This window comes from Acidovorax sp. GW835-FHT14G06, assembly GCF_058793595.1.
The window spans coordinates 386944-408873 of the sequence record NZ_JBXAGA010000004.1 but is presented as its reverse complement, the minus strand read 5'-3'; the positions used below and the strand labels follow the sequence as shown (position 1 = coordinate 408873).

General features: G+C 65.5%; 17 protein-coding genes. 6 read left to right on the top strand and 11 right to left on the bottom strand.

The window, feature by feature from the left end; all coding sequences use genetic code 11:
- Positions 1-31: 31 nt before the first annotated feature.
- Positions 32-2422, bottom strand: a complete 2391-nt coding sequence (gene ppsA, locus AC1Q64_RS09190) for a phosphoenolpyruvate synthase (RefSeq protein WP_291434434.1) — start codon at positions 2420-2422, stop codon at positions 32-34.
- Positions 2423-2686: 264 nt separating this feature from the next.
- Here ppsA and ppsR point away from each other — a divergent pair, with 264 nt between their 5' ends.
- Complete coding sequence (gene ppsR / locus AC1Q64_RS09185; protein WP_056061884.1) at positions 2687-3508, top strand: posphoenolpyruvate synthetase regulatory kinase/phosphorylase PpsR; 822 nt, start codon at positions 2687-2689, stop codon at positions 3506-3508.
- Between the two features lie 239 nt (positions 3509-3747).
- Here ppsR and AC1Q64_RS09180 read toward each other — a convergent pair whose 3' ends face one another.
- The 8 genes from AC1Q64_RS09180 to ahpC form a co-directional block, all read right to left on the bottom strand.
- Positions 3748-4146, bottom strand: a complete 399-nt coding sequence (locus tag AC1Q64_RS09180) for a hypothetical protein (RefSeq protein ID WP_291434437.1) — start codon at positions 4144-4146, stop codon at positions 3748-3750.
- A gap of 72 nt (positions 4147-4218) precedes the next feature.
- Entirely contained in the window at positions 4219-7338 is a 3120-nt protein-coding gene (locus tag AC1Q64_RS09175) for an efflux RND transporter permease subunit (RefSeq protein WP_492251103.1), read from the bottom strand.
- A gap of 9 nt (positions 7339-7347) precedes the next feature.
- Entirely contained in the window at positions 7348-8478 is a 1131-nt protein-coding gene (locus AC1Q64_RS09170; protein ID WP_492251102.1) for an efflux RND transporter periplasmic adaptor subunit, read from the bottom strand.
- Entirely contained in the window at positions 8475-9047 is a 573-nt protein-coding gene (locus tag AC1Q64_RS09165) for a hypothetical protein (RefSeq protein ID WP_492251101.1), read from the bottom strand. The genes AC1Q64_RS09170 and AC1Q64_RS09165 overlap by 4 nt, the downstream gene beginning before the upstream one ends.
- Before the next feature lie 36 nt (positions 9048-9083).
- Complete coding sequence (locus AC1Q64_RS09160) at positions 9084-10361, bottom strand: TolC family protein (RefSeq protein ID WP_492251100.1); 1278 nt, start codon at positions 10359-10361, stop codon at positions 9084-9086.
- Between the two features lie 178 nt (positions 10362-10539).
- Complete coding sequence (locus AC1Q64_RS09155) at positions 10540-10893, bottom strand: hypothetical protein (protein WP_492251099.1); 354 nt, start codon at positions 10891-10893, stop codon at positions 10540-10542.
- A 186-nt stretch (positions 10894-11079) separates the two neighbouring features.
- A complete protein-coding gene (ahpF, locus tag AC1Q64_RS09150) occupies positions 11080-12693 on the bottom strand; it encodes an alkyl hydroperoxide reductase subunit F (protein WP_492251098.1) in 1614 nt (537 codons plus the stop codon).
- Positions 12694-12855: 162 nt separating this feature from the next.
- Complete coding sequence (ahpC, locus tag AC1Q64_RS09145) at positions 12856-13431, bottom strand: alkyl hydroperoxide reductase subunit C (RefSeq protein WP_291434469.1); 576 nt, start codon at positions 13429-13431, stop codon at positions 12856-12858.
- Between the two features lie 284 nt (positions 13432-13715).
- Between ahpC and bfr the strand changes: the two genes are divergently transcribed.
- The 5 genes from bfr (at position 13716) to AC1Q64_RS09120 (ending at position 19440) form a co-directional block, all read left to right on the top strand.
- The gene (gene bfr, locus AC1Q64_RS09140) at positions 13716-14192 is read left to right on the top strand and encodes a bacterioferritin (RefSeq protein WP_099729799.1); all 477 of its coding nucleotides are present in this window, start codon (positions 13716-13718) and stop codon (positions 14190-14192) included.
- A gap of 426 nt (positions 14193-14618) precedes the next feature.
- Complete coding sequence (locus tag AC1Q64_RS09135) at positions 14619-14927, top strand: DUF3649 domain-containing protein (protein ID WP_099729798.1); 309 nt, start codon at positions 14619-14621, stop codon at positions 14925-14927.
- Positions 14924-16750 carry a PepSY-associated TM helix domain-containing protein gene (locus AC1Q64_RS09130; RefSeq protein WP_492251097.1) on the top strand — a complete coding sequence of 609 codons (1827 nt, stop codon included), beginning with the start codon at positions 14924-14926 and terminating at the stop codon, positions 16748-16750. Before AC1Q64_RS09135 ends, AC1Q64_RS09130 begins: the two co-directional genes overlap by 4 nt.
- A gap of 5 nt (positions 16751-16755) precedes the next feature.
- On the top strand, positions 16756-17088 hold the full coding sequence (locus AC1Q64_RS09125) for a DUF3325 domain-containing protein (RefSeq protein WP_492251096.1): 333 nt from the start codon (positions 16756-16758) through the stop codon (positions 17086-17088).
- 177 nt (positions 17089-17265) lie between these two features.
- The gene (locus AC1Q64_RS09120) at positions 17266-19440 is read left to right on the top strand and encodes a TonB-dependent receptor (RefSeq protein WP_492251095.1); all 2175 of its coding nucleotides are present in this window, start codon (positions 17266-17268) and stop codon (positions 19438-19440) included.
- A 183-nt stretch (positions 19441-19623) separates the two neighbouring features.
- Here the strand turns inward: AC1Q64_RS09120 and AC1Q64_RS09115 are convergent, their stop codons facing one another.
- Complete coding sequence (locus tag AC1Q64_RS09115) at positions 19624-20226, bottom strand: hypothetical protein (RefSeq protein WP_492251094.1); 603 nt, start codon at positions 20224-20226, stop codon at positions 19624-19626.
- Between the two features lie 51 nt (positions 20227-20277).
- Positions 20278-21903, bottom strand: coding sequence for a methyl-accepting chemotaxis protein (locus tag AC1Q64_RS09110; protein WP_492251093.1), 1626 nt, complete (start codon positions 21901-21903; stop codon positions 20278-20280).
- Between the last annotated feature and the right edge of the window lie 27 nt (positions 21904-21930).

Below are 21930 nucleotides of genomic sequence, written 5' to 3'. Positions count from 1 at the left end.
GCTGTCAGCACATGGCAGCCCGGTCGGTGCGTCAGCCTGCCAGTTGCTGCCAGGTGGCAATCACGCTGTCAGGGTTGAGCGAGATCGACGAAATCCCCTCTTTGGCCAGCCACTGCGCAAAGTCAGGGTGGTCGCTGGGGCCCTGGCCGCAGATGCCGATGTACTTGCCCTGGGCCAGGCAGGCCTTGATGGCCTGGTGGATCAGTGCCTCGACAGCGGGGTCACGCTCATCAAAGTCTTGCGCCAGCAGCTCCAGGCCCGAGTCGCGGTCCAGGCCCAGGGTGAGCTGGGTCAGGTCGTTGGAGCCGATGGAGAAACCGTCGAAGAACTCCAGGAAGCGGTCAGCCAGGATGGCGTTGCTGGGCACCTCGCACATCATGATGACCTTGAGGTCGTCCTTGCCACGCGAGAGGCCGTGGGTAGCCAGCAGCTTGGTCACGCGCTCGGCCTGGCCCAGCGTACGCACAAAGGGCACCATCACCTGCACGTTGGTCAGGCCCATGTCGTTGCGCACGCGCTTGAGCGCCTCGCACTCCATCGCAAAGGCTTCACCGAAGTCTTCGCTGATGTAACGCGCTGCACCACGGAAGCCCAACATCGGGTTCTCTTCCTCGGGCTCGTAGCGGCTGCCGCCGATCAGCTTGCGGTATTCGTTGGACTTGAAGTCCGACAGGCGCACGATGACGGGCTTGGGCCAGAAGGCGGCAGCAATGGTGGCCACACCTTCTGCGACCTTGTCTACGTAGAACGCGCGGGGCGATGCGTGGCCGCGGGCCACGGATTCCACAGCCTTCTTCAGGTCGGCGTCGATCTGCGGATAGTCCAGGATCGCCTTGGGGTGCACGCCAATGTTGTTGTTGATGATGAACTCGAGCCGCGCCAGACCCACGCCCTCGTTGGGCAGCTGGGCGAAGTCAAAGGCCAGCTGGGGGTTGCCCACGTTCATCATGATCTTGGTCTTGATGGGGGGCATCGCGCCGCGCTGCACTTCGGTCACTTCGGTTTCGAGCAGGCCGTCGTAGATCTTGCCCGTGTCGCCCTCGGAGCAGCTCACCGTGACCAGCGTGCCATCCTTCAGCCGCTCGGTCGCGTCGCCGCAGCCCACCACGGCCGGGATACCCAGCTCGCGCGCAATGATGGCGGCGTGGCAGGTGCGGCCGCCCCGGTTGGTGACGATGGCGCTGGCGCGCTTCATCACGGGTTCCCAGTTGGGATCGGTCATGTCGGTGACCAGCACATCGCCAGGCTGGACCTTGTCCATCTCGGAAATGTTGTGTACCAGGCGCACGGGGCCGGTGCCAATCTTCTGGCCGATGGCGCGGCCCTCGGCCAGCACGGTGCCGTGGCCCTTGAGCTTGTAGCGCAGCTCGGCCTGGCCCTTGGCCTGGCTTTTCACGGTTTCAGGGCGGGCCTGCAGGATGTAGAGCTGGCCGTCGGTGCCGTCCTTGCCCCACTCGATGTCCATGGGGCGGCCATAGTGTTGCTCGATCACCAGCGCGTAGCGGGCCAGTTGCTCCACGTCGGCGTCGGTCAGCGAGTAGCGGTTGCGCTGCTCGGTGGGCACATCAATGGTCTTGACCAGCTTGCCGCTGGCGGCCTTTTCCTCAGGCGTGGAGAACACCATCTGGATCAGCTTGCTGCCCAGGTTGCGGCGGATGAGCGCCTTCTTGCCTGCCTGGAGCATGGGCTTGTGCACGTAGAACTCGTCGGGGTTCACGGCGCCCTGCACCACCGTCTCGCCCAGGCCGTAGCTGCTGGTGATGAAGACCACGTCCTCAAAGCCGGATTCGGTGTCGATGGTGAACATCACGCCGGCGGCGCCCAAGTCGGACCGCACCATGCGCTGCACACCAGCCGACAGGGCCACCACGTCGTGCTCGAAGCCCTTGTGCACGCGGTAGGAAATGGCGCGGTCGTTGTACAGCGACGCGAACACTTCCTTCATCTTGTGCATGACTTCGTCGATGCCCACCACGTTCAGGAAGGTTTCCTGCTGGCCTGCAAACGATGCGTCGGGCAAGTCCTCGGCCGTAGCGGACGAACGCACGGCAAACGAGGCAGCGGGGTTGCCAGCGCTCAGCTTGGCAAATTCGTCGGCAATGGCCTTTTGCAGGTCAGCCGGGAAAGGCTGGGCCTCGACCATGGCGCGAATCTCGGCACCGACCTGTGCGAGGGCACGCACGTCTTCGGTATCCAGGCTTTTGAGCTTGGCGCTGATGCGGTCAGCCAAGCCGTCGTAAGCCAGGAACTCGCGGAACGCGTGGGCGGTGGTGGCAAAGCCCGTGGGCACGCGCACACCCTGCGGCAGCTGGGAGATCATCTCGCCGAGGCTGGCGTTTTTACCGCCAACGGCCTCGACATCGGTCATTCTCAGGTTTTCAAACGGTACGACCAGGGCGGTCGGGCTGAAAAGTGCAGACATGGGAAAGCTCCAGAAGTTGAAACCGGGTCTGCGCGCCTGCCCCCTGAGAGCGATGGGCGAGCGGCCATGCACAGGCTGCAGCTTTGTCGTTGTGGTTGTAGGCCGACGGTGTGCATGGTGAGAATTGGATAATTGTGACAATTGTAGGCCCGCGCATCTGGCAACGGGCTGACGCTTTCACGCGACTGACGCAAAACGGGGAATTGCCACTTCTTTGTGGTGTCCACCCGGCTGGCGCAAGCCGCATCCAAAAAAAGGGGCTCCATGCACTCGCGCACCGTATTTTTTGTCTCTGACGGCACCGGCATCACCGCCGAAACCTTCGGCAACGCCATCCTGGCCCAGTTCGAGATGAAGCCGCGCCATGTGCGCCTGCCCTTCATCGACACCGTGGACAAGGCGCACCAGGCGGTGCGTCAGATCAACCACACCGCAGAGGTCGAGGGCAAGAAGCCCATCGTTTTCACCACGCTGGTCAACATGGACGTGCTCAAGGTCATCCAGGAGGGCTGCAAGGGCATGCTGCTGGACATGTTCGGCACCTTTGTGCACCCGCTGGAGGAAGAACTGGGCATCAAGTCGCACCACCGCGTGGGGCGCTTCAGCGACGTGAGCCGCAGCAAGGAATACACGGACCGCATCGAGGCCATCAACTTCAGCCTGGCCCATGACGACGGCCAGAGCAACCGCGACCTGGCGGGGGCCGACGTGATCCTGGTGGGCGTGAGCCGCAGCGGCAAGACCCCCACCAGCCTGTACCTGGCCATGCAATGTGGCTTGAAAGCCGCCAACTACCCCCTGATCCCCGAGGATTTCGAGCGCCGCCAGCTGCCCCCGGCCCTGGTGCCGTTTCGCAGCAAGATCTTTGGCTTGACCATCAGCCCCGACCGCTTGGCCGAGATCCGCGCCGAGCGTCGCCCCAACTCCAAATACGCCAGCATCGAGAACTGCCGCGCCGAAGTGGCCGAGGCCGAGGCCATGATGCGCCGCGCGGGCATCCGGTGGTTGTCCACCACCACCAAGTCGATCGAAGAGATCGCCACCACCATCCTGCAGGAAGTGCGACCCGAGCGGCTGGTGTATTGACCCCGGCGATCGCATCAACCAAGCTAATTACCGAGACGGTGTTCGCCCCCAGACTCGGAGCTTATGGGTCCAGCAGCCCCATCCGAATAGCTATGAATTTGATAGCTATAAACACATAATTCACTAGCGCATGCGCCCGTTTTTACCCAAAGCCCGCTGCACTCAAGGACTGCAGGGCCCACGAGGCGCAGCGGCTACCGGCAGTCCAAGGGGCCACAGCCCCTCCTTCTAAGCCGCCCCTACTTCACTGCAAACCGCACATTCGCGGCCTTCTTGCTGGGCAGCGTCACCAGCGCCACCACCTTCGTACCTGAGGCCACCTTGAAAGCGCCCTTGGCTTCGAGCTTGCCTTCGCCTGCGGGCGCCAGCACAGCCTCCGATTTTTCGGTGCCGTTGAGCAGGGTGAGCTTGGCGCTCACGCCCTCGGTCTTGGCGGGTTTGCCGTGATCGCGCAGGTGCAGGGTGATGGTGTCGGGTTTGGCGACTAGTTCGTAGTCCATGTCGTTGGCCTCGGCCACGATGCCGCCGTGTTGGGGCTTGTGGTCGTGGCCTGCGCCGTGGTCGCCAGCGGCGTAAGCGGCGGTGGTGGCCACAGCTGCGAGGGCCAGGGCGGCGAAAAGTTGGCGGGTGGTTTTCACAGGAGTCCTTTCAAAGGGGGGATGAAAAAAGCAAACAAACAAAGGGAGCAAAAAAAGAAAAGGAAAACCAGCTCAGAACGCCTCGGCGTTCTTGTCGTCCAGCAGGCGTTCGGCGTCTTTGCGGCCAAACAGCCAGAACAGGGCCGGGGTGAGGAAGGTGTCGAGCAGCGTGGAGCTGATGAGGCCGCTGAAGATGACCACGGCCACCGGGTGCAGGATTTCGGTGCCGGGGCGTTCGGCCTCCAGCAGCAGCGGGGCCAGGGCAAAGGCGGTGACCAGGGCGGTCATCAGCACGGGGCTCAGGCGCTCCAGCGAGCCGCGCACGATCATCGCGGTGTCAAAGCGCTCGCCTTCCACGCGCATGAGGTTGAGGTAGTGGCTCACCTTCAAAATGCCGTTGCGCACAGAGATGCCCGCCAGCGTGATGAAGCCGATCAGCGCCGCCACCGACAGCGGCTGGCCCGACACCCACAGCCCCAGCACCGCGCCCACCAGCGCCAGCGGGATGTTGACCATGATGAGTGCCGACAGCGTGGCCGAGCGGTAGCGCGTATAGAGCACCACAAACATCAGCACCAGCGAGACGATGGCCAGCAGGCCCACCAGGCGGCTGGCTTCTTCCTGCGCCTGGAACTGGCCGCCCAGGGTGATGAAGTAGCCCTCGGGCAAGCGGGTGACGCCCACGGCCTGGCGGATGTCGGCCACCACGTCGGACAGCGCCCTGCCCTGCGCGTTGGCCGACAGCACGATGCGGCGCTTGCCGTCGTCGCGGCTGATCTGGTTGGGGCCGTCGCCCTCTTCGATGGTGGCCAGGCGCGACAGGGGCACGGGGCCACGGGGCGTGTCGATCAGCACACGCGCCAGGCCGTCGATGGAGCGTGCGCTGTCGGGCAGGCGCACCACCAGCGCAAAGCGGCGGCTGCCTTCCACCACCTGGGCCACTTTCTCGCCCTCCACCAGCGTCTGCAGCGCGGCCAGCACCTGGGGTACGGGCACGCCCATTTGTGCAGCGGCGGCGTAGTCCACGCGCACGGTGATCTGCGGCGCCAGCACCTGCTTTTCCACCTCCAGGTCGGCCAGGCCGGGGATGCCCGCCAGCCGCGCGCGCAGGGCCTCGGCCTGGCCGCGCAGGGTGTCCAGGTCGTCGCCAAAGAGCTTGATGGCGATCTGCGAGCGCACGCCCGACAGCATGTGGTCGATGCGGTGCGAGATGGGCTGGCCAATGGCGATGGCCGCAGGCAGGTGCGCGAGACGGCTGCGGATGTCGGCCTGCACCTCGGCCATGCTGCGCTTGAGCTGGGCCGCAGGCAGCAGGCCCACGTCCAGCTCGCTCACGTGCACGCCTTCGGCATGTTCATCCAGCTCGGCGCGGCCGCTGCGCCGCCCCACGTGCGTGACCTCGGGCACCTGGCGCACCAGCACCTCGGCCTGGCGGGCCAGCGCGCTCGATTCGGCCAGCGTGACGCTGGGGTTGAGCCGCATGCCGATGAGCAAAGTGCCTTCGTTGAACGGCGGCAGAAAGGTGGTGGGGAAGAACGGCACCGCCGCTGCCGACAGCGCCACCGCCACCGCGCTCACGGCCAGGGCCGTGCGTGGGCGCGCCAGCACGGCCGAGAGCCCGTTGCGGTAGCGCGCCTTGAGCCAGGCCACCACGCGGGTGTCGCCATGGTCCAGGTTCTTCATGCGCGGCAGGAGGTAGAAGGCCAGCACCGGCGTGACGGTGACCGACACCAAGAGCGAGGCCAGCGTGGACACGATGAACGCAATGCCCAGCGGCACAAACAGCCGCCCCTCGATGCCCGGCAGTGCAAACAGCGGCAAGAACACCAGCACGATGATGGCCGTGGCATACAGGATGCCCGAGCGCACTTCCATGGACGCGAGCTTGACCACCTCGATCGCGTGCAGGCGGTGGTGGGGGTGCTTGGCGCGGTCCATCTTCAGGCGGCGCAGCACGTTTTCTACATCGACCACCGCGTCGTCCACCAGGCCGCCGATGGCAATGGCCAGGCCGCCCAGCGTCATGGTGTTGATGGACAGGCCGAAATACTTGAACACCAGCGCCGTGATGAAGATGGACACCGGGATGGCCGTGAGCGCAATCACCGTGGGCCTGAGCGTGCCGAGGAATACGAACAAAATCACCGCTACGAACACCGAGGCGCCCATGAGCTTGCCCTGCAGCGTGGTGACCGAGGCCTCAATGAAGCTCGCCTGGCGGAAGGTGACGCGTGGCGACTCCATGCCTGCGGGCAGCGAGTTCTTCAGGTCCACCAGCGCGGCCTCGATGCTGCGCGTGAGGCCGATGGTGTCGGCCGTGGGTTGCTTCTGGATGCCCAGGATGACGGCGCCCTGCCCTTCAAAGCCCGCATCGCCCCGCTTGGTGGCGGCGGCAAAGGTGGCATCGGCCACCTGGCGCAGCAGCACGCTCTGGCCGTTTTTGGCGGTGAGGGCCAGGTTCTGCAGGTCTTCGAGCCGCGAGGTGCGGCCCAGGTGGCGGATGAGGTATTCGCGCCCGCCCAGCTCCAGAAACCCGCCCGAGGTGTTGGCCGCAAAGCCCTTGAGCGCGCCCGTGAGCTGGTCGTGCGTGATGCCCAGCGCTGCCATGCGCGCCGTGTCGGGCAGCACCTGAAACTGGCGCACCTCGCCACCGATGGGGATCACCTGCGCCACACCGGGGATGGCCATGAGGCGCGGGCGCAGCACCCAGTCGGCGTATTCGCGCACGGCCATGGGCGTGGTCTTGGCCGCGTCGATGGGGATGGCCACCTGCATGATCTCGCCCATGATGGAGCTGATGGGCCCCATGCGTGGCGTGATGCCGCTGGGCAGGCCCTCTTCCATGGACGACAGGCGCTCCGACACCATCTGGCGCGCGCGGTAGATCTCGGTACTCCAGTCAAAAGTGACGTAGATGAACGACAGGCCCGCACTGGAGGTGGAGCGCACGCTCTCCACACCGGGCAGGCCGTTCATCGTGGTCTCCAGCGGGAAGGTGATGAGCTGCTCCACCTCTTCTGCGGCCATGCCGCCCGCCTCGGTCATGAGGGTGACGGTGGGCTTGTTGAGGTCGGGGAACACGTCCACCGGGGTGCGCGAGAGCGTGAAGGCGCCATAGGCCATGAGCACGCCAGCGGCGATGAGCACCAGCAGCCGGTTGGCCAGGCTGTTTTCTAGAAGCCACTTGAACATCGTGACTCCTTAGCGGACCTGGTTGATGAGCGTGGCGCCCTGCGTGGCCACGCGGTCGCCGGGCTGGAGGCCCGAGGTCACGGCCACCGAGGTGCCATCGAGCGGCACCGCCGTGACCACCCGGGGCACAAAGCGCTCGGGCGACTCCTTGACCCAGACGATGGTCTGGTTGGCCGGGTTGCGCAGCAGCGCGGCAGCGGGCACTTGCACGCCATCGACCTTGTCGGTGGACTGCACGAACACGCGCACGGGCTGGCCTATTGCCAAGTGAGCCAAGGTGCCCAGCGCGGCAGAGTCACCCGCAAACTGCAGCGGCTGCGCCTGGTCGCGCAGGCTCCGCGCCGCGCCCAGAAAGCGCAGCGGCACGCGCTGCCCGCCCACGGCCAGCGTGGCACCGGCCACGCTGTGTGCCTGGGCCGGGTCGTAGGCCAGGGCCTCGATGCGCAGGCGCGATGGGTCCACCACCTCAAACACCAGCTCGCGCGCATCCACCACCTGCCCGGCCACGGCATTGGCCGAAGCGATGACGCCCGACACCGGGGCCACCAGCGCATCGCGTGTGGCCAGGCCCGCGCCCACGGCGCCCAGGCGCTGGGTGAGGCTTTGCAGCTCGCTCTCGGCAGCCTCGATGTCCTTGCGCGGCACGGTGTCGGCCAGCTCCGTCAGGCGCGCCACGCGCCGCGCAGCCAGGTCGCGTGCAGCGCGCAACTCAGCCTGCTGGGCCAGTTGGTTGGAGCGCTCGATGGCGCCCGCCGTGGGCACCACATAGGCCAGCACCTCGCCCTTGCGCACAGCCTGGCCCACGCCGGGCAGGCCCTTGGGCCCGGCCTCCAGCCGCCCGGCCAGCACGGCCTGCACCTTGCCGCCTGCGTTGGGGTCCATCACCACGGTGCCGGCCAGTTCAAAAGCCCTAGCGTGCTGCCCGGCGGCCGTCACCAGAGTGCGCACGCCCAGTTGGCGCTGCGCGGGCTTGGGCAGAAAAACGCTTCCATCGGGCTGGCGGCTGGGGCCGTTGCCGCTGGGCGCGGTTGGCGCGTCGCCATGGTCGTGGCCGGGGCCTGCCAAGGCTGGCAGGGGTGCGGTGAGCGTGGCGGCCATCAGCAGGGCCAGCAAGGAAGGCATGGGGTGCAAGCGCTTCATGCTGCACCTCCCACGCGCTGGTTGTTGCCCATGCGGGCAGCACGGCCCCGGTGCAAACCCCACACGGCGACCAGCGCCAGCAGCACGGCGGCCACGGCGCCTGCGATCAGCACAGTGCGGCGGGCCAGGCCTGCGGGTGCGGCATCGGTGTGGGCGGCGGGGTGCAGGTCGATCTCGCCTGCGAGCAGGTCAGTCTCATTGCCTGCGGCCACGGTGGCGGTGACGGGGCTCACACCCTCGGCCAGCGGCGCAGCCAGGGTGGCCTGGAACTCGCCCTCGGCCACGCGGGTGACGGGCACGTTGGTGCCCGCAATGTCCAGCTCCAGCCGGACGTCTTTCACGGGGCTGTTGTCGCCCGCGTGGTCCAGATAGAGCGCGATTTTTTGCCCGTCGAGCACGCCCACGAGTTCAAACAGGTCGGAGGTGGCGGCAAAGCGCGGCAGGGCTGTGCCCGCTGCGGCGGCGGGGGCTTCGCCATGGTCGTGGCCAGCATCGGCCAGCGCTGTCGGCGGTAGCAAGCCCAGCAGCAGGGCCAGGCCCAGTGTGGAGAAAGCGGAAGAGAGTGTCATGGTTGTCTTAAAAATTGGTCGGGATTCACAGGGAGTTCATTGCGGCAGCAGGCCCAGGGCCTGGCGCAGATGGGAGATGGCGGCCGCTGCGTCGATGCGGGCGCGAGCCAGCTGGCGTTCAGCCTGGGCGGCCTCCAGCTCCACACGCAGGCGTGTGGGGCCGTCGGCTTCGCCCAAGCGGAAGGCCTTGTCGATAAAGCCGCGTGTGCCCTGCGCCAGCACCGCGTGCCGTGCCAGCGCATCGCGCTGGGCCTGCGTGGCCTTCACGCGGGCCACGGCGGCGGCGATGTCGGCGGCCAGGCGCCTCTGCTCCACGGCAGCACGCGCCTCGGCATCGATGGCATCGGCGCGTGCTGTAGCCTGTTTTGCCTGCGCACGGTCGCCCCCGCCTAGGGGTATGCGCAGGCCCACGGTGAAGGTCTGCTGGTAGCGGTCGCCCGCCTGCTCGCGGCCGCGCGTGGCGGCCACCGTCAGCTCGGGGTTGGCGCGGGTTTGCACGGCGGCCAGGTCGGCGACGCGGCGGGCCACCTCGGCTTGGTCCTGCCAGTCGGCCGCCGCTGGGTGCTGGGCAGCGGCTGCCGTGGCATCGGGCACGGGGGGCTCGGGCTCGGCCCCGTCCGCCAGCGCCAGGGTGGGCGCGGCCTGCACGCCCCAGGCGGCCAGTGCGGCCTGCGCTGCGTCCCGCGCGCCCTGGGCCTCGGCCATGGCGGCTTCGGCCTGGGCCACGGCGCCGTCGGCCTGCGCCTGGTCGGCACGCGACAGGTCGCCTGCACGCACGCGGCGCGCCACGTCGGCGGCCAGGCGCTGCGCGTTCAGCAGCCGGTCTTGCGCCAGTGCCTGATCGGCCTGCGCGCGCTGCGCGGCCCACCACGCTTCGCGCACGGTGGCGGCCAGTTGCAGCTGCGCGGCGCGCTGACGGCTGTCCAAAGCCTGCGTTTCGGCGTCGGCCAGCGCGGCCTTGCGGGCGCGCTCGCCGGGCAGCCACAGCGGCAGGGCCAGACCCACTTCGGCTTCGCGGCTGCCCTGGTTGCTGCCAGGGCGGTCGGTTTTGGTGGACAGCTCCAGCGCCATGGGCTCGGCCGTCCAGGCCGCTGCGACGCTGCGTGTGGCCTGCACGGCCTCGCGCCGCAAAGCTGCAGACTGCGCTTCGGGCTGGCGGTTCCAGGCCTGGTCAAACAGGGCCTGGAGTGTGAGCGGCGCTGTGCCGGGGATTGTGGTCTGGGCCTGCGCAGCGCTGCTGCCCAGCACCCAGCCCAGCGCCATCACCACCAACGCGGCGATGGGCGTGTGTTGTCGTTGTTTCGTTGGTTGCATCCGATTCCTCTGCAGTGGCCAGGGCCACAGGTTGAAATCGGCGAGGCGTGATGGGAGGAGGAGCCGATCAGCGGCGCGCGCAGGCGTCAGCGCGCGGGTCGCGACTGCCTCGAAAGGCAGCTCTTCAACACCATCAACAAAATGGAAACGGGACAGCCCGGAGCCCCCGCCTCGCCGCTCAGGCGAGGACGGACCAGTTGGGGCGTTCGGGGCGTGAGAGCGGCGCTGGAGGCCAGGCTGGTGCAGCCTGGCCCGGCGGGCGTGCCGCAGTCACCACGATGGCGTGGTCACCGGGACTGTGCGCGAGACCGCTACCCGAGCCATGGCAGGCGTGACAGTCCATGTCCACCGGGGTGGCACTGGATGTCTTGGATGGATGGGCAGGGGATTCATCGGCCACGTGATCGTGCACATGGTGGCCAAAGTGCGAGGCTTGCGGTGCCGTTTCATGCCCGCAATAAGGCGAAGCAGCCGCCCAGATGGACTGGAGCGGCATGAACACCAACAGGGAGATCAACAGCAAGCGGCGCATGGGCAGCCGGATTCTAGGGAGGTTTGTAGAACCCCTACAAAAACAGCGGATCGCCCGAATCAGCCCAAGGGTCTTTGGGTGATTGAGTGGCAAAAGGCCCCAAGCCTGAATCCGCAGCTGGATTCACGCGGCAGGCGCCCTACCTGCAGGGACGAGGGCAGCATACGCCCCATCCCCTGCATGACATCAAGCAGCAACCGCCTCGGGCTGCACTACCTGCGCCTTGGCCCCTTCAGCCACCACTGGCATGCGGATCAGGTGGTCAAACGCACTCAGTGCTGCCTTGGAGCCATCTCCTGCTGCAATCACGATCTGCTTGAACGGCACCGTGGTGCAATCGCCCGCAGCAAACACGCCGGGGATGTTGGTGCGACCATGCGAGTCGACGATGATTTCGCCAAACTTTGACAGCTCCACCGTGCCCTTGAGCCATTCAGTGTTGGGCACGAGGCCGATCTGCACAAACACACCTTCAAGCTGCACTGTGTGCTCCACGTTGGTCGCGCGGTCCTTGTACTTGAGGCCGTTGACCTTGCCATCGGCGCCGGTGATCTCAGTCGTCTGCGCGTTCGTGTGAATGGTCACATTGGACAGGCTCTTGAGCTTGTTGACCAGCACGGCGTCGGCCTTGAGCTGGTCGGCAAACTCGATGAGCGTGACGTGGGCCACCACGCCAGCGAGGTCGATAGCCGCTTCCACACCGCTGTTACCGCCGCCGATCACCGACACGCGCTTGCCCTTGAACAGCGGGCCATCGCAGTGCGGGCAGTAGGCCACTCCCTTGTTCTTGTACTCGGCTTCGCCTGGCACGTTCACGTTGCGCCAGCGGGCGCCGGTGGACAGGATCACCGTCTTGGCCTTGAGCGAGCCGCCGTTGGCCAGCTGCACTTCGATCAAACCACCGGGCTGCGCGGCGGGGATGAGCTTGTCGGCGCGCTGCAGGTTCATGATGTCCACGCCATAGGCGCGGGTGTGGGCTTCGAGCGCGGCGGCGAACTTGGGGCCGTCTGTTTCCAGCACCGAAATGTAGTTTTCGATCGCCAGCGTGTCGTTGACCTGGCCGCCAAAACGCTCGGCCGCCACGCCGGTACGGATGCCCTTGCGGGCGGCATACACAGCTGCTGCTGCGCCAGCGGGGCCACCACCGACGATGAGCACGTCATACGGGTCCTTGGCGCTGAGCTTGGCGGCTTCGCGGGCGGCGGAGCCGGTGTCCAGCTTTGCGACGATCTCTTCGATGGTCATGCGGCCCGAGCCGAACACCTGACCGTTCAGGAACACCATGGGCACGGCCATGATTTCGCGCTCGGTCACTTCCTGCTGGAAGGCACCGCCTTCGATCACGGTGGTCTTGATCTTCGGGTTGACGACGGCCATGAGCGACAGCGCCTGCACCACGTCCGGGCAGTTGTGGCAGGTCAGGCTCATGTAGACCTCGAAGTTGAAGTCGCCGTCCAGGGCCTTGATCGAATCGATCACGTCCTGCTCGACCTTGGGCGGGTGGCCGCCGGTCCACAGCAGGGCCAGCACCAGCGAGGTGAACTCGTGGCCCAGTGGCAGGCCAGCAAAACGCAGCGAGTTGGTGGCGCCCACGCGCTGCAGGCTGAACGATGGCTTGCGTGCATCGTTACCGTCGGTACGCAGGGTGATCTTATCGCTGCGCAGCGATTGGATGGTCGTCAGCAGCTCGCGCATGTCGCGCGCTGTCTCGCTGTCGTCCAGGGAAGCCACCAGCTCAAACGGCTGCTGCACGCGCTCCAGATAGGCGGCGAGTTGGGTCTTGAGTTGTTCGTCGAGCATGGTGGTGTCCTTTGAAATTCGAGTTGTGTTGTCTGGGAGGTTGAAGCCAAACGGGCTGCAGTTCAAGCCTGCATCTCAACTTCCGGGCGTAAAAAAGCCGGACGGCACGGCGCACAGGCGCCATGACGGTGTCCGGCTTCAGAGGCCGAGAAAAGCGAATGCTTAGATCTTGCCGACCAGGTCCAGCGAAGGCGTCAGGGTCTTGGCGCCTTCCTTCCACTTGGCGGGGCAAACTTGGCCAGGGTTGGCGGCGGTGAACTGGGCAGCCTTGAGCTTGCGCAGAGTTTCCGACACGTCGCGGGCGATTTCGTTGGAGTGAATTTCCATGGTCTTGATCACACCATCGGGGTTGATCACGAACGTGCCACGCAGTGCCAGACCTTCTTCAGGAATGTGCACGCCGAAAGCGTTGGTCAGCTGGTGCGTTGGGTCGCCCACCAGGGGGAACTTGGCCTTGCCCACGGCGTCGGACGTTTCGTGCCACACCTTGTGCGAGAAGTGGGTGTCAGTGGTCACGATGTAGACCTCGGCACCGGCCTTCTGGAATTCAGCGTAGTTGTCGGCAGCGTCTTCGATTTCGGTGGGGCAGTTGAAGGTGAAGGCTGCAGGCATGAAGATCAGCACGGACCACTTGCCCTTCAGGCTGGCTTCGGTCACTTCGATGAATTCACCCTTGCCGTCACGGTTGACAAAAGCGGTGGTCTTGAAGGGCTGAACTTGCGTATTGATCAGGGACATTGCTGTTTCCTTTGTGGTTGGTTGACTGAACAGGACTGAAGTTTAGGCATTTCTCAGCCATCAATCCAATTAATTGATTGCATTGAATCAATTGCCAATTACTATACAACGCCCTGTGCGACCTCCCGATGACAACCCTGGTGCGCCACGGGGCACGCCGGATGTGAACGCGAACGCCTCTCAGCATCACACGCAGCCCGCGCGCCGCCGCAGGGGCTTGCCTTGCGCTGCTGGATACGGGTCACGACAATCGACGCCCAATTCACACACTACAAGGAGTCCCCATGAAAGGTGACGCACAGGTCATTGGCCATCTGCAGGCCCAGCTCAAGAACGAACTCACGGCCATCAACCAGTACTTCCTGCACTACCGCATGCTCAAGCACTGGGGCTTCGACAAGCTGGCCAAGAAGGAATATTCAGAATCCATCGGCGAGATGAAGCATGCCGACTGGCTCATGGACCGCATCTTCACGCTGGACGGCCTGCCCAACCTGCAGGACCTGGCCAAGATCCAGGTCGGCGAAGACGTGCCAGAGATCCTGGCCTGCGACCTGCGCGCCGAACAAGGTGCCCAAGCCACTATCAAGGATGGGATCGCCCACTGCGAAAGCGTGCGTGACTATGTATCGCGCGACCTGCTGCAAAAGATCCTGGACGACACCGAGGAGCACATCGACTTCCTCGAAACCCAGATCGACCTGATTGGCAAGGTAGGCCTGCAAAATTACCTGCAGTCGCAGATGGGCGATGTGGAGTAACGCCACGGATTCACCAGAATGGTCCACGAAAGCGGGCACAAAAAATCAAAACGGGCTTCGGCCCGTTTTTTTGTGCCTGTGCGCTGCAGCTTTTGAGATGCCCCACCCGTGTTGCCATGCCCCCAGCAATCACGGGTTGTTGCAAGTGCACATCAACGGAAGAAAATTCCCGCGACACAAATGCGAATGCTTCTCAACAAAAGTAGAATATCAGCCTACCACCAGCGGCCGGGTTCAGTGACACCCTGATTCCCGAGCCCGCCAGCAAGCCAGTCAGCCCGGCTCACGCCGCCCGTTGCAGCCAGCGTTTGTGCGTTTTGTACACACACCTGTCTGGAGCTCGTTGCCGATGCCGCACCGTACGACCCGCCCCTGCCTTGCGGGGCCCTTGCCCCCATACACCCCCGGATATCCCCGGGCCCGGCCATGAAGGCCACCCGCGTCGATGGACGCTACCGGCTTGCCATCACCTCCCGCGCCGTGGCGGCGATAGGGGGCGGCTACGCGCTGGCGGCAGGCTTCTCGGCAGCGCTGTCGCTCCTGCTTGCGCAGTGCATGCCCCGCGTGGAGGCTGTGCTCACGGCCACCATGCTCTCGTGGGTGGTGTATGCCGCCGCCGCTGGCTGGGCTTTTTACACACGCACCGCCTGGGGCGCCTGGGGTGGCACGCTGCTGCCCGCACTGGTGCTGGGCGCCTGCGCCACGGCACCGCATTGGATGAAAGCCGCCGCATGACCAGCAGCACACTCCCCTCCCGTCCCCCGGCAGAACGTGCCCCTGCAGCCACCGCGGCCAACACTGCTTCTGAAGCAGCACGCTCAGCCAAGAAGCCCAAGGCGCCCAACGACCGCGAGGGATTCCGCCAGGCCATGTCTTGGCTGCACACCTGGGCCGGATTGATCCTGGGCTGGCTGCTGTTTGCGATCTTCCTGACCGGCACGCTGTCGTTCTTCAAGAACGAGTTCAACCTGTGGATGCGCCCCGAGATGCATGGACTGCAGCCGGTGGATGCCACCGATCCGCAGGTGGCGCAAAAAGCCCTGGGCGCGCTGGTGCGCCGGGTGCCCAACGTCACGCAGTGGATCATGCACCTGCCCGACGACCGCGACCCTGCCGTCAACATCTTGTGGCGCGACACGGGCAATGGCCGTTTCGAGACGATGCGCATGAACCCGCAGACCGGCGAGGCCATCGACGCGCGCCAGACTATGGGCGGCGACTTCTTCTACCGCTTCCACTTCGAGCTGCGCACCGCGCAGAAGGGGCGCTGGACCCTCGAAGGCCGCTGGGTGGTAGGCGTGGCCACCATGCTGATGTTTGTGGCGCTGATCTCGGGCGTGATCACGCACCGCCGCATCTTCAAGGACTTCTTCACCTTCCGCCCCGCCAAGGGCGGCCAGCGTGCCTGGCTGGACGCACACAACGTCAGCGGCGTACTGGTGCTGCCGTTCTATCTGATGATCACCTTCAGCGGGCTGATGATCTTCCACACGCTCTACATGCCTGCGGGCATTGCCACAGCCTATAAGGGCGAGAAAGGCGTGGACTCCAACGCGTACTTTGCCGACCTGCAGGGCGAGAAGGCCGAAAGCCGGCCCCGCGGCGGCGCCACCGATAAAGTTGCGCCCCTGCCCGCCATCACGCTGTTGCCCATCCTGAACGAAGCCCGCACCCGCTGGGACGACGGGCGCATCGGCAGCCTGCAGGCGCGCCGCGATGCCAAGGGCCGCGCCGTGGTCGAAGTCACCCGCCACGAAGGCGACCGCTTGCAATACCGACCACCGCGCCTGCTGTTTGATGCCACCGCCGGCCAGTGGCTGGACCAAGCCGATGCCACCGGCCCCGCCGTCAAGACCTACGGCGTGTTGTACGGCCTGCACATGGCGCGGTTTGCCGACATCGGCCTGCGCTGGGCGCTGTGTGGCTTTGGCCTGCTGGGCAGCCTGATGATCGCCACCGGCATGGTGCTGTGGTCGGTCAAGCGCAGTGCCAAGTCGCAGACGCAGGCCCACCGCAAGGGCGCTGCCAATGCAGGGAATGCGACCACACCCAGGGCGCCGTTTGGCGAGCGCCTGGTGGCAGCCATCAACATCGCCACGCTGGCGGGCCTGCCGCTGGCCTGCGGCGTGTACATCGCCTCCAACCGCCTGGTCCCGCTGAACGCAGAGGGCCGGGCCGATGTGGAACTGGCCTGGTTCTTCAGCGCCTGGGGCCTGGCCCTGGTGTGGGCGCTGGCCTGCGCCGTGGTGCGGCCCAGCCGCATGGGCTGGTCGGTGCCGCTGGGCGCCGCGGGGCTGGTGTGGGGGCTGCTGCCTGTCATCAACGCCCTGACCACCCACACCCACCTGGGCGTCACGCTGCCTGCGGGCGAATGGGTGTGGGCCAGCATGGACCTGGCGTTCCTGACCACCGGGCTGGTGCTGGGCTGGCTGTCGTGGCGGCTGCGCCCGGGCCGTTGGCCCCGGGGCACCACCGCGGCGGCCAAGGCGCCCCGCACGGCCCCAGCGGCTGTCTTGCCCGCTGCGCCCGAAGTGTCTGTTTCAACGTCGGGGGCCTGAACACCATGTCCGCATTTCTGCTGTGTTTTGCGGCCTGGTCGGTGATGGCGCTGGGCATGGACCGCCACCATGAAGACGCCACAGGCCGCGAAGGTGCGGCCCACCGCCTGCAACAGCTGCGCCGCGCGGGGTGGCTGTTGCTGCTGCTGTCGCTGTGGCTGGCCGCTCACCCGGCCGATGGCGTGCCTGCCTCGCTCGGCGTGACCGCATGGGCCGTGGCCCTGTCAGTAGCTGCCGTGGCCGTGACGGCCACTGTGACCTGGCAGCCCCGGCGCACACCGCTGCTAGCGGGGTTGGCCCTGCTGGCTGGCCTCGCCGCCTGGGCTGGGGGGTGGTGAGCGGAAAGGATGCGGCGGCCCCGCTGGCTCGTCGCACTTTCTGATCCGCCTCTCTCCCCTGCATTTTTTCATCCCGCTCTCTGCGCCCCTCCCAGCCACCGGCCCCATGGGCCCGCGCCAGGCCCGGTGCCTGCGGAGCCGTTTTCAACCGCGTTGCGCACACACCAAGGACAAACCATGCACGCACCTTTCCGCCGCCCCTTCCGCAACCCCCAGGCCCTGCACCCGCTGGCCGCTGCCGTCCTGGCCGCGTGCTGCGGCACCGCGCTGGCACAAGCAACACCGCCCTCTGCGCCGCCCCAGACACTGGGCGAGGTCACCGTGCAATCCACCAGCGGCTATGACGGCTATTCGCCCGCCGTCAGCACCTCAGCCACCAAGGGCAGCGCGCCGCTGCGCGATGTGCCCCAAGCCGTGAACGTGGTACCCGAGCAGCTCATGCGCGACCAGGGTGCGCGGTCGATGGAAGACGTGCTGCGCAACGTGCCCGGCGTGGCCATGAGCCACGGCGACGGCCAGCGTGACCAGGTGGTGATCCGTGGCTTCACCGCCATTGCCGACCAGTTTGTGGACGGCGTGCGCGACGACGCGCTGTACTTCCGCGACCTGGCCGACATCGAGCGCGTGGAGGTGCTCAAGGGTCCCGCCGCCGTGCTGTACGGGCGCGGCTCCTCGGGAGGCCTGATCAACCGCGTGACCAAAAAACCCAAGTTCGGCGAGACATCGGGCGAGGCCTCGCTGGGCCTGGGCAGCTACGCCTTTCGCCGCGCCACGGCCGATGTGAATGTAGGTATCAGCGACACCGCTGCGCTGCGCATCAACGCCGCCGTCGAAGACTCGGGCAACTACCGCGACCAGCAGTTCGTCAAGCGCCACAACTTCGCGCCGTCGCTCGCACTCAAGCTCGCCGCACAGACCGACCTGCTGCTGCAGTACACCAACGCGCGCGACAAGCGCCTGACGGACTTCGGCATTCCCGCACTCAACGGCCGTCCAGTGAACGTGCCCGCCAGCACCTACTACGGCTCCAGCAACGCCGCGCAAGACGACACCACCACCAGCACCATGCAATCGCTGGCGGCCACCCTCAACCACCGCTTCAACGACGACTGGTCGGTGCGCAATGTGACACGCGCATACGACTACACGCTGGACCGCTACAACACCCTGCCCGGCGGCACCACCAACCCGGTGAACCTGACCGTGGGCCGCACACGCTCGTTCATCCTGCGCGACGAAAGCGGCCTGTTCAACCAGACCGACGTGACCTGGCGCAACCAGCTCGGCGGCCTGAAGCAGGAGTGGCTGATGGGCATGGAACTGGGCCAGCAGAAGAAGCGCGCGGAGTCCGTGTCGGGGGGAGCAGACCGCGTCTCCATCTTCAACCCCGCAGGCGTAGCCGCGCCCGTGATACCTGCTGCCAGCTACACCGCCGACAGCGCCATCCCCAGCCATACCACCCAAGACACTGCCGCGCTGTACTGGCAAGACCAGATCACACTGGCCCCGCAGTGGAAGGCGCTGGTGGGTGCGCGCTACGACGTGTTCAAGCAGCAGACCGAGTTTGATCGCAAGCTCTCCGCGTTGTCGCGCACTGACAAGAAGTTCAGCCCCCGCGCAGGCCTGGTCTGGCAGCCCAGCGACGCGGTGTCGTACTACGTGTCATACAGCAAGTCGTTCCAGCCTTCGGCAGAGACTTTTGCGCTGGCCGCCAACAACACCGCCAACGAACCCGAGATCACGCAGAACAAGGAAATCGGCGTGAAGCTCGACCTGCTCGATGGCCGCATGAACATCACCGGCGCGCTCTTCAACCTGGAGCGCACCAACATCAAGAACACCGACCCCACCAATCCGTCGCGCCAGATCAACGTGGGCACACAGCGCACCAACGGCCTGGAGCTGACCGCCAACGGCCGCCTGCCCGGCCGCTGGGACGTGAGCACCGGCTACGCATGGCTGGACGGCCGCATGACCAAGTCGCTGGCCACCACCACGTCCACGCAGTTGCCCACCGCCGCCATAGCCGCCCAAGGCAAGGTTCCCGCACTCACACCGCGCAACTCCGCCTTCCTGTGGGCCATGAAAGACCTGGGCCACGGCCTGCGCATGGGCGGCGGCGTCAACTACGTGGGCGCCCGCTTCACCTCGCTGACCAACCTGGTCACCCTGCCCGGCTACACCACGGTGGACGCAGCGCTGCAGTACACGCAGGGAAAGTGGGAGGTGGATGTGAACATCAAAAACCTGCTCAACCACAAGTACTACGTGTCGGCCCACGGCAGCAATGACAACCTGATCTTGCCCGGCTCGCCCCGTGCGTTGCAGGTCACACTGCGCTCGTACTTCTGACGAGGACAAAAGGCTGACACATCACCGTCAGCCAACCGGTCGCCACGACTTGCCACAGCTGGATCAGAGACGCCGCTGACGCCCTCCAGTAGTTCGTCAGCAGCTATATAAAAAATAGCTAAATCCGCGTTAGGAGCGTCGCACGGACGCACTGAGCGAAGCGTGCGATGGGGTGGATGGCGCTCAGCTCATGCCCCAGGTTCCGTCGTAGAGCTCGGCCCTCAGCCCCAGCTCCATGACCTGTGCAACTAACATGCGCACCGATTGCCTGGCCTTGTCGCCTTCTGGGTCATTGGGTTGCGGTGACTGCGCAGGGCGGTGGGCACGACCGGCATCGCGTCCCCACACTCCGCGCCAGCGCGCCATGTTGGTGGTTTCCAGCGACACCGCATTCAAGGCATCGATGTAGATGTATCCGGTGGCCATCACCTGCTGGATGCTCTCCCGTTCAGCCACACTGGCACTGGTGATCTGTTCGCTTTGCAGCGCCGACATCGCCACGCCGATCAAACGAGTCAACGACGAGGACGTCTGCACGGAGAGATCCACCAACCGATGGACCTGGTCGTAAAGACCGGCATCGCCCCGCGCTCGGTTCGCGCCGAACCTATCTACAGAAACGATGGCCAGTGTGCCGGACATGGCCGCCAGCATGTGGGATGCCAATGCAAACAGGTTCACGATTCCCCGCGGGCCTTTGCGCTGCTCAGGGCTTTCCACCTTCGGCAAATAGTCAAACTGCTGCGCGAAGAGTTCCTGGATCAGGCGTGGGGACTCGTCAGTCATTGCCGACCTCCGGGCCTTGGATGCGGATCGGGCCAGTACGGGCGCAGCGGATCAGGCTGCATAGCCAAGACTGGGCCGCCGCTCGTGGCTGACCATGGCAGCGCCCGACTGCTCTTCAAGCTTGAAGATTTGCACCGCCCGCGTCAGCTGCTGGGCCTGCATGTCCAGACTCTGGGCGGCTGCCGCGCTTTCTTCGACGAGCGCAGCGTTCTGCTGAGTGACCTGGTCCATCTGGTTCACTGCCTGGCCGATCTGAGAGACGCCAGCGCTTTGTTCAGAGATGGCAGCACTGATCTGCCCCACAACCGCCGTCACACGCTGGATGGCGCCAACCACTTCGTCCATGGTCTGGCCCGCCTGATCCACCAGTTGGGTACCAGCGACCACCTTCTCCACGCTTTCGCTGATCAATGCCTTGATCTCCTTGGCGGCCGTGGCACTGCGTTGCGCAAGGTTGCGCACCTCAGTGGCCACCACGGCAAACCCGCGCCCTTGCTCACCCGCCCGCGCTGCCTCGACAGCGGCGTTCAGCGCCAGGATGTTGGTTTGAAAGGCGATGCCGTCAATCACGCCAATGATGTCGGAAATCCGGCGCGAGCTGTCGTTGATACCCCGCATGGTGTCCACCACCTGCGAGACCACTTCGCCGCCCTGGGTGGCCACGGTGGTGGCGCTGAGGGCCAACTGGTCTGCCACTTTGGCGTTCTCTGCGTTGTTAATTACCGTGGTGCTGAACTGCTCCATGGTGGCGGCTGTCTGCTGCAGTGCGCTGGCCTGCTCTTCGGTACGGTGGCTCAGATCGATATTTCCGCGCGCAATTTCGGATGTGCCCATGGCAATCGAATCCGATGCACAGCGCACCTTGGCAACAATGTCCGCCAGGTTCTGCTGCATCGCGCTCAGAGAGGCCAGCACGCTTCCCTGGATGGCACTGTCGGCCCCATCCATTTTCGACAGGTCACCGTTCGCCACACGGCGCGCCGCATCGCTGAGCACATCGGGCTCGGCCCCCAGTGCGCGGGACAGGCTGCGTGTGATCAGGTAGCCGGAGATCAGCGCCACCAACGCCGCCACCAAAGCAAGGGCCACCATGTAGGTGCGCTGCACGGCCATGTCTGATTCAGATTGCTGGGCGAGCTGGTCCGATCGCTCGTTGGTGAACGCTTGGTATTCGTTGGTCTTGGCGACCAGGGCGGCCAGCAGAGGGCGGCATGTCTCGTTGAACATCGTGATGGCCTCATCCCGCTGGCCATTCAGCGCAAGTTCCACAATTTTCAAAGCCACCGGGCTGTAGGCGTGTTCGATCTTGTCGATGTCGTCCACAAGCGTCTTGATGTGCGCCGGCACATGGCCTGCCACCGCCATTTCTTTCAGGCGAGCCAACCGGTCCTGAACATCAGCATGGGCTTTGTTCACAGCGAGCTTCTCAGCCGCGCGATCCGATTCCGTGGTGGCGATCACCAGGTTACGCGCCGCAATGGCACGGCGGTTGACGGCCGACTGCACGTCCTTGGCCAGATGGGCACGGGCATTGATGCCGGTGACGTAGTCGTGGAACAGTTCCTTCTGCTTTGTCATGTCATAGATGGCGATCCCAGCCACCAGCAGGATCAGGGTCACCATCAGGCTGAAGGCCAGACTCAGTTTTCTACGGACGGTCATGCGGTAGCGGTTCATGGGATATCACCTTGTTCATTGATACGG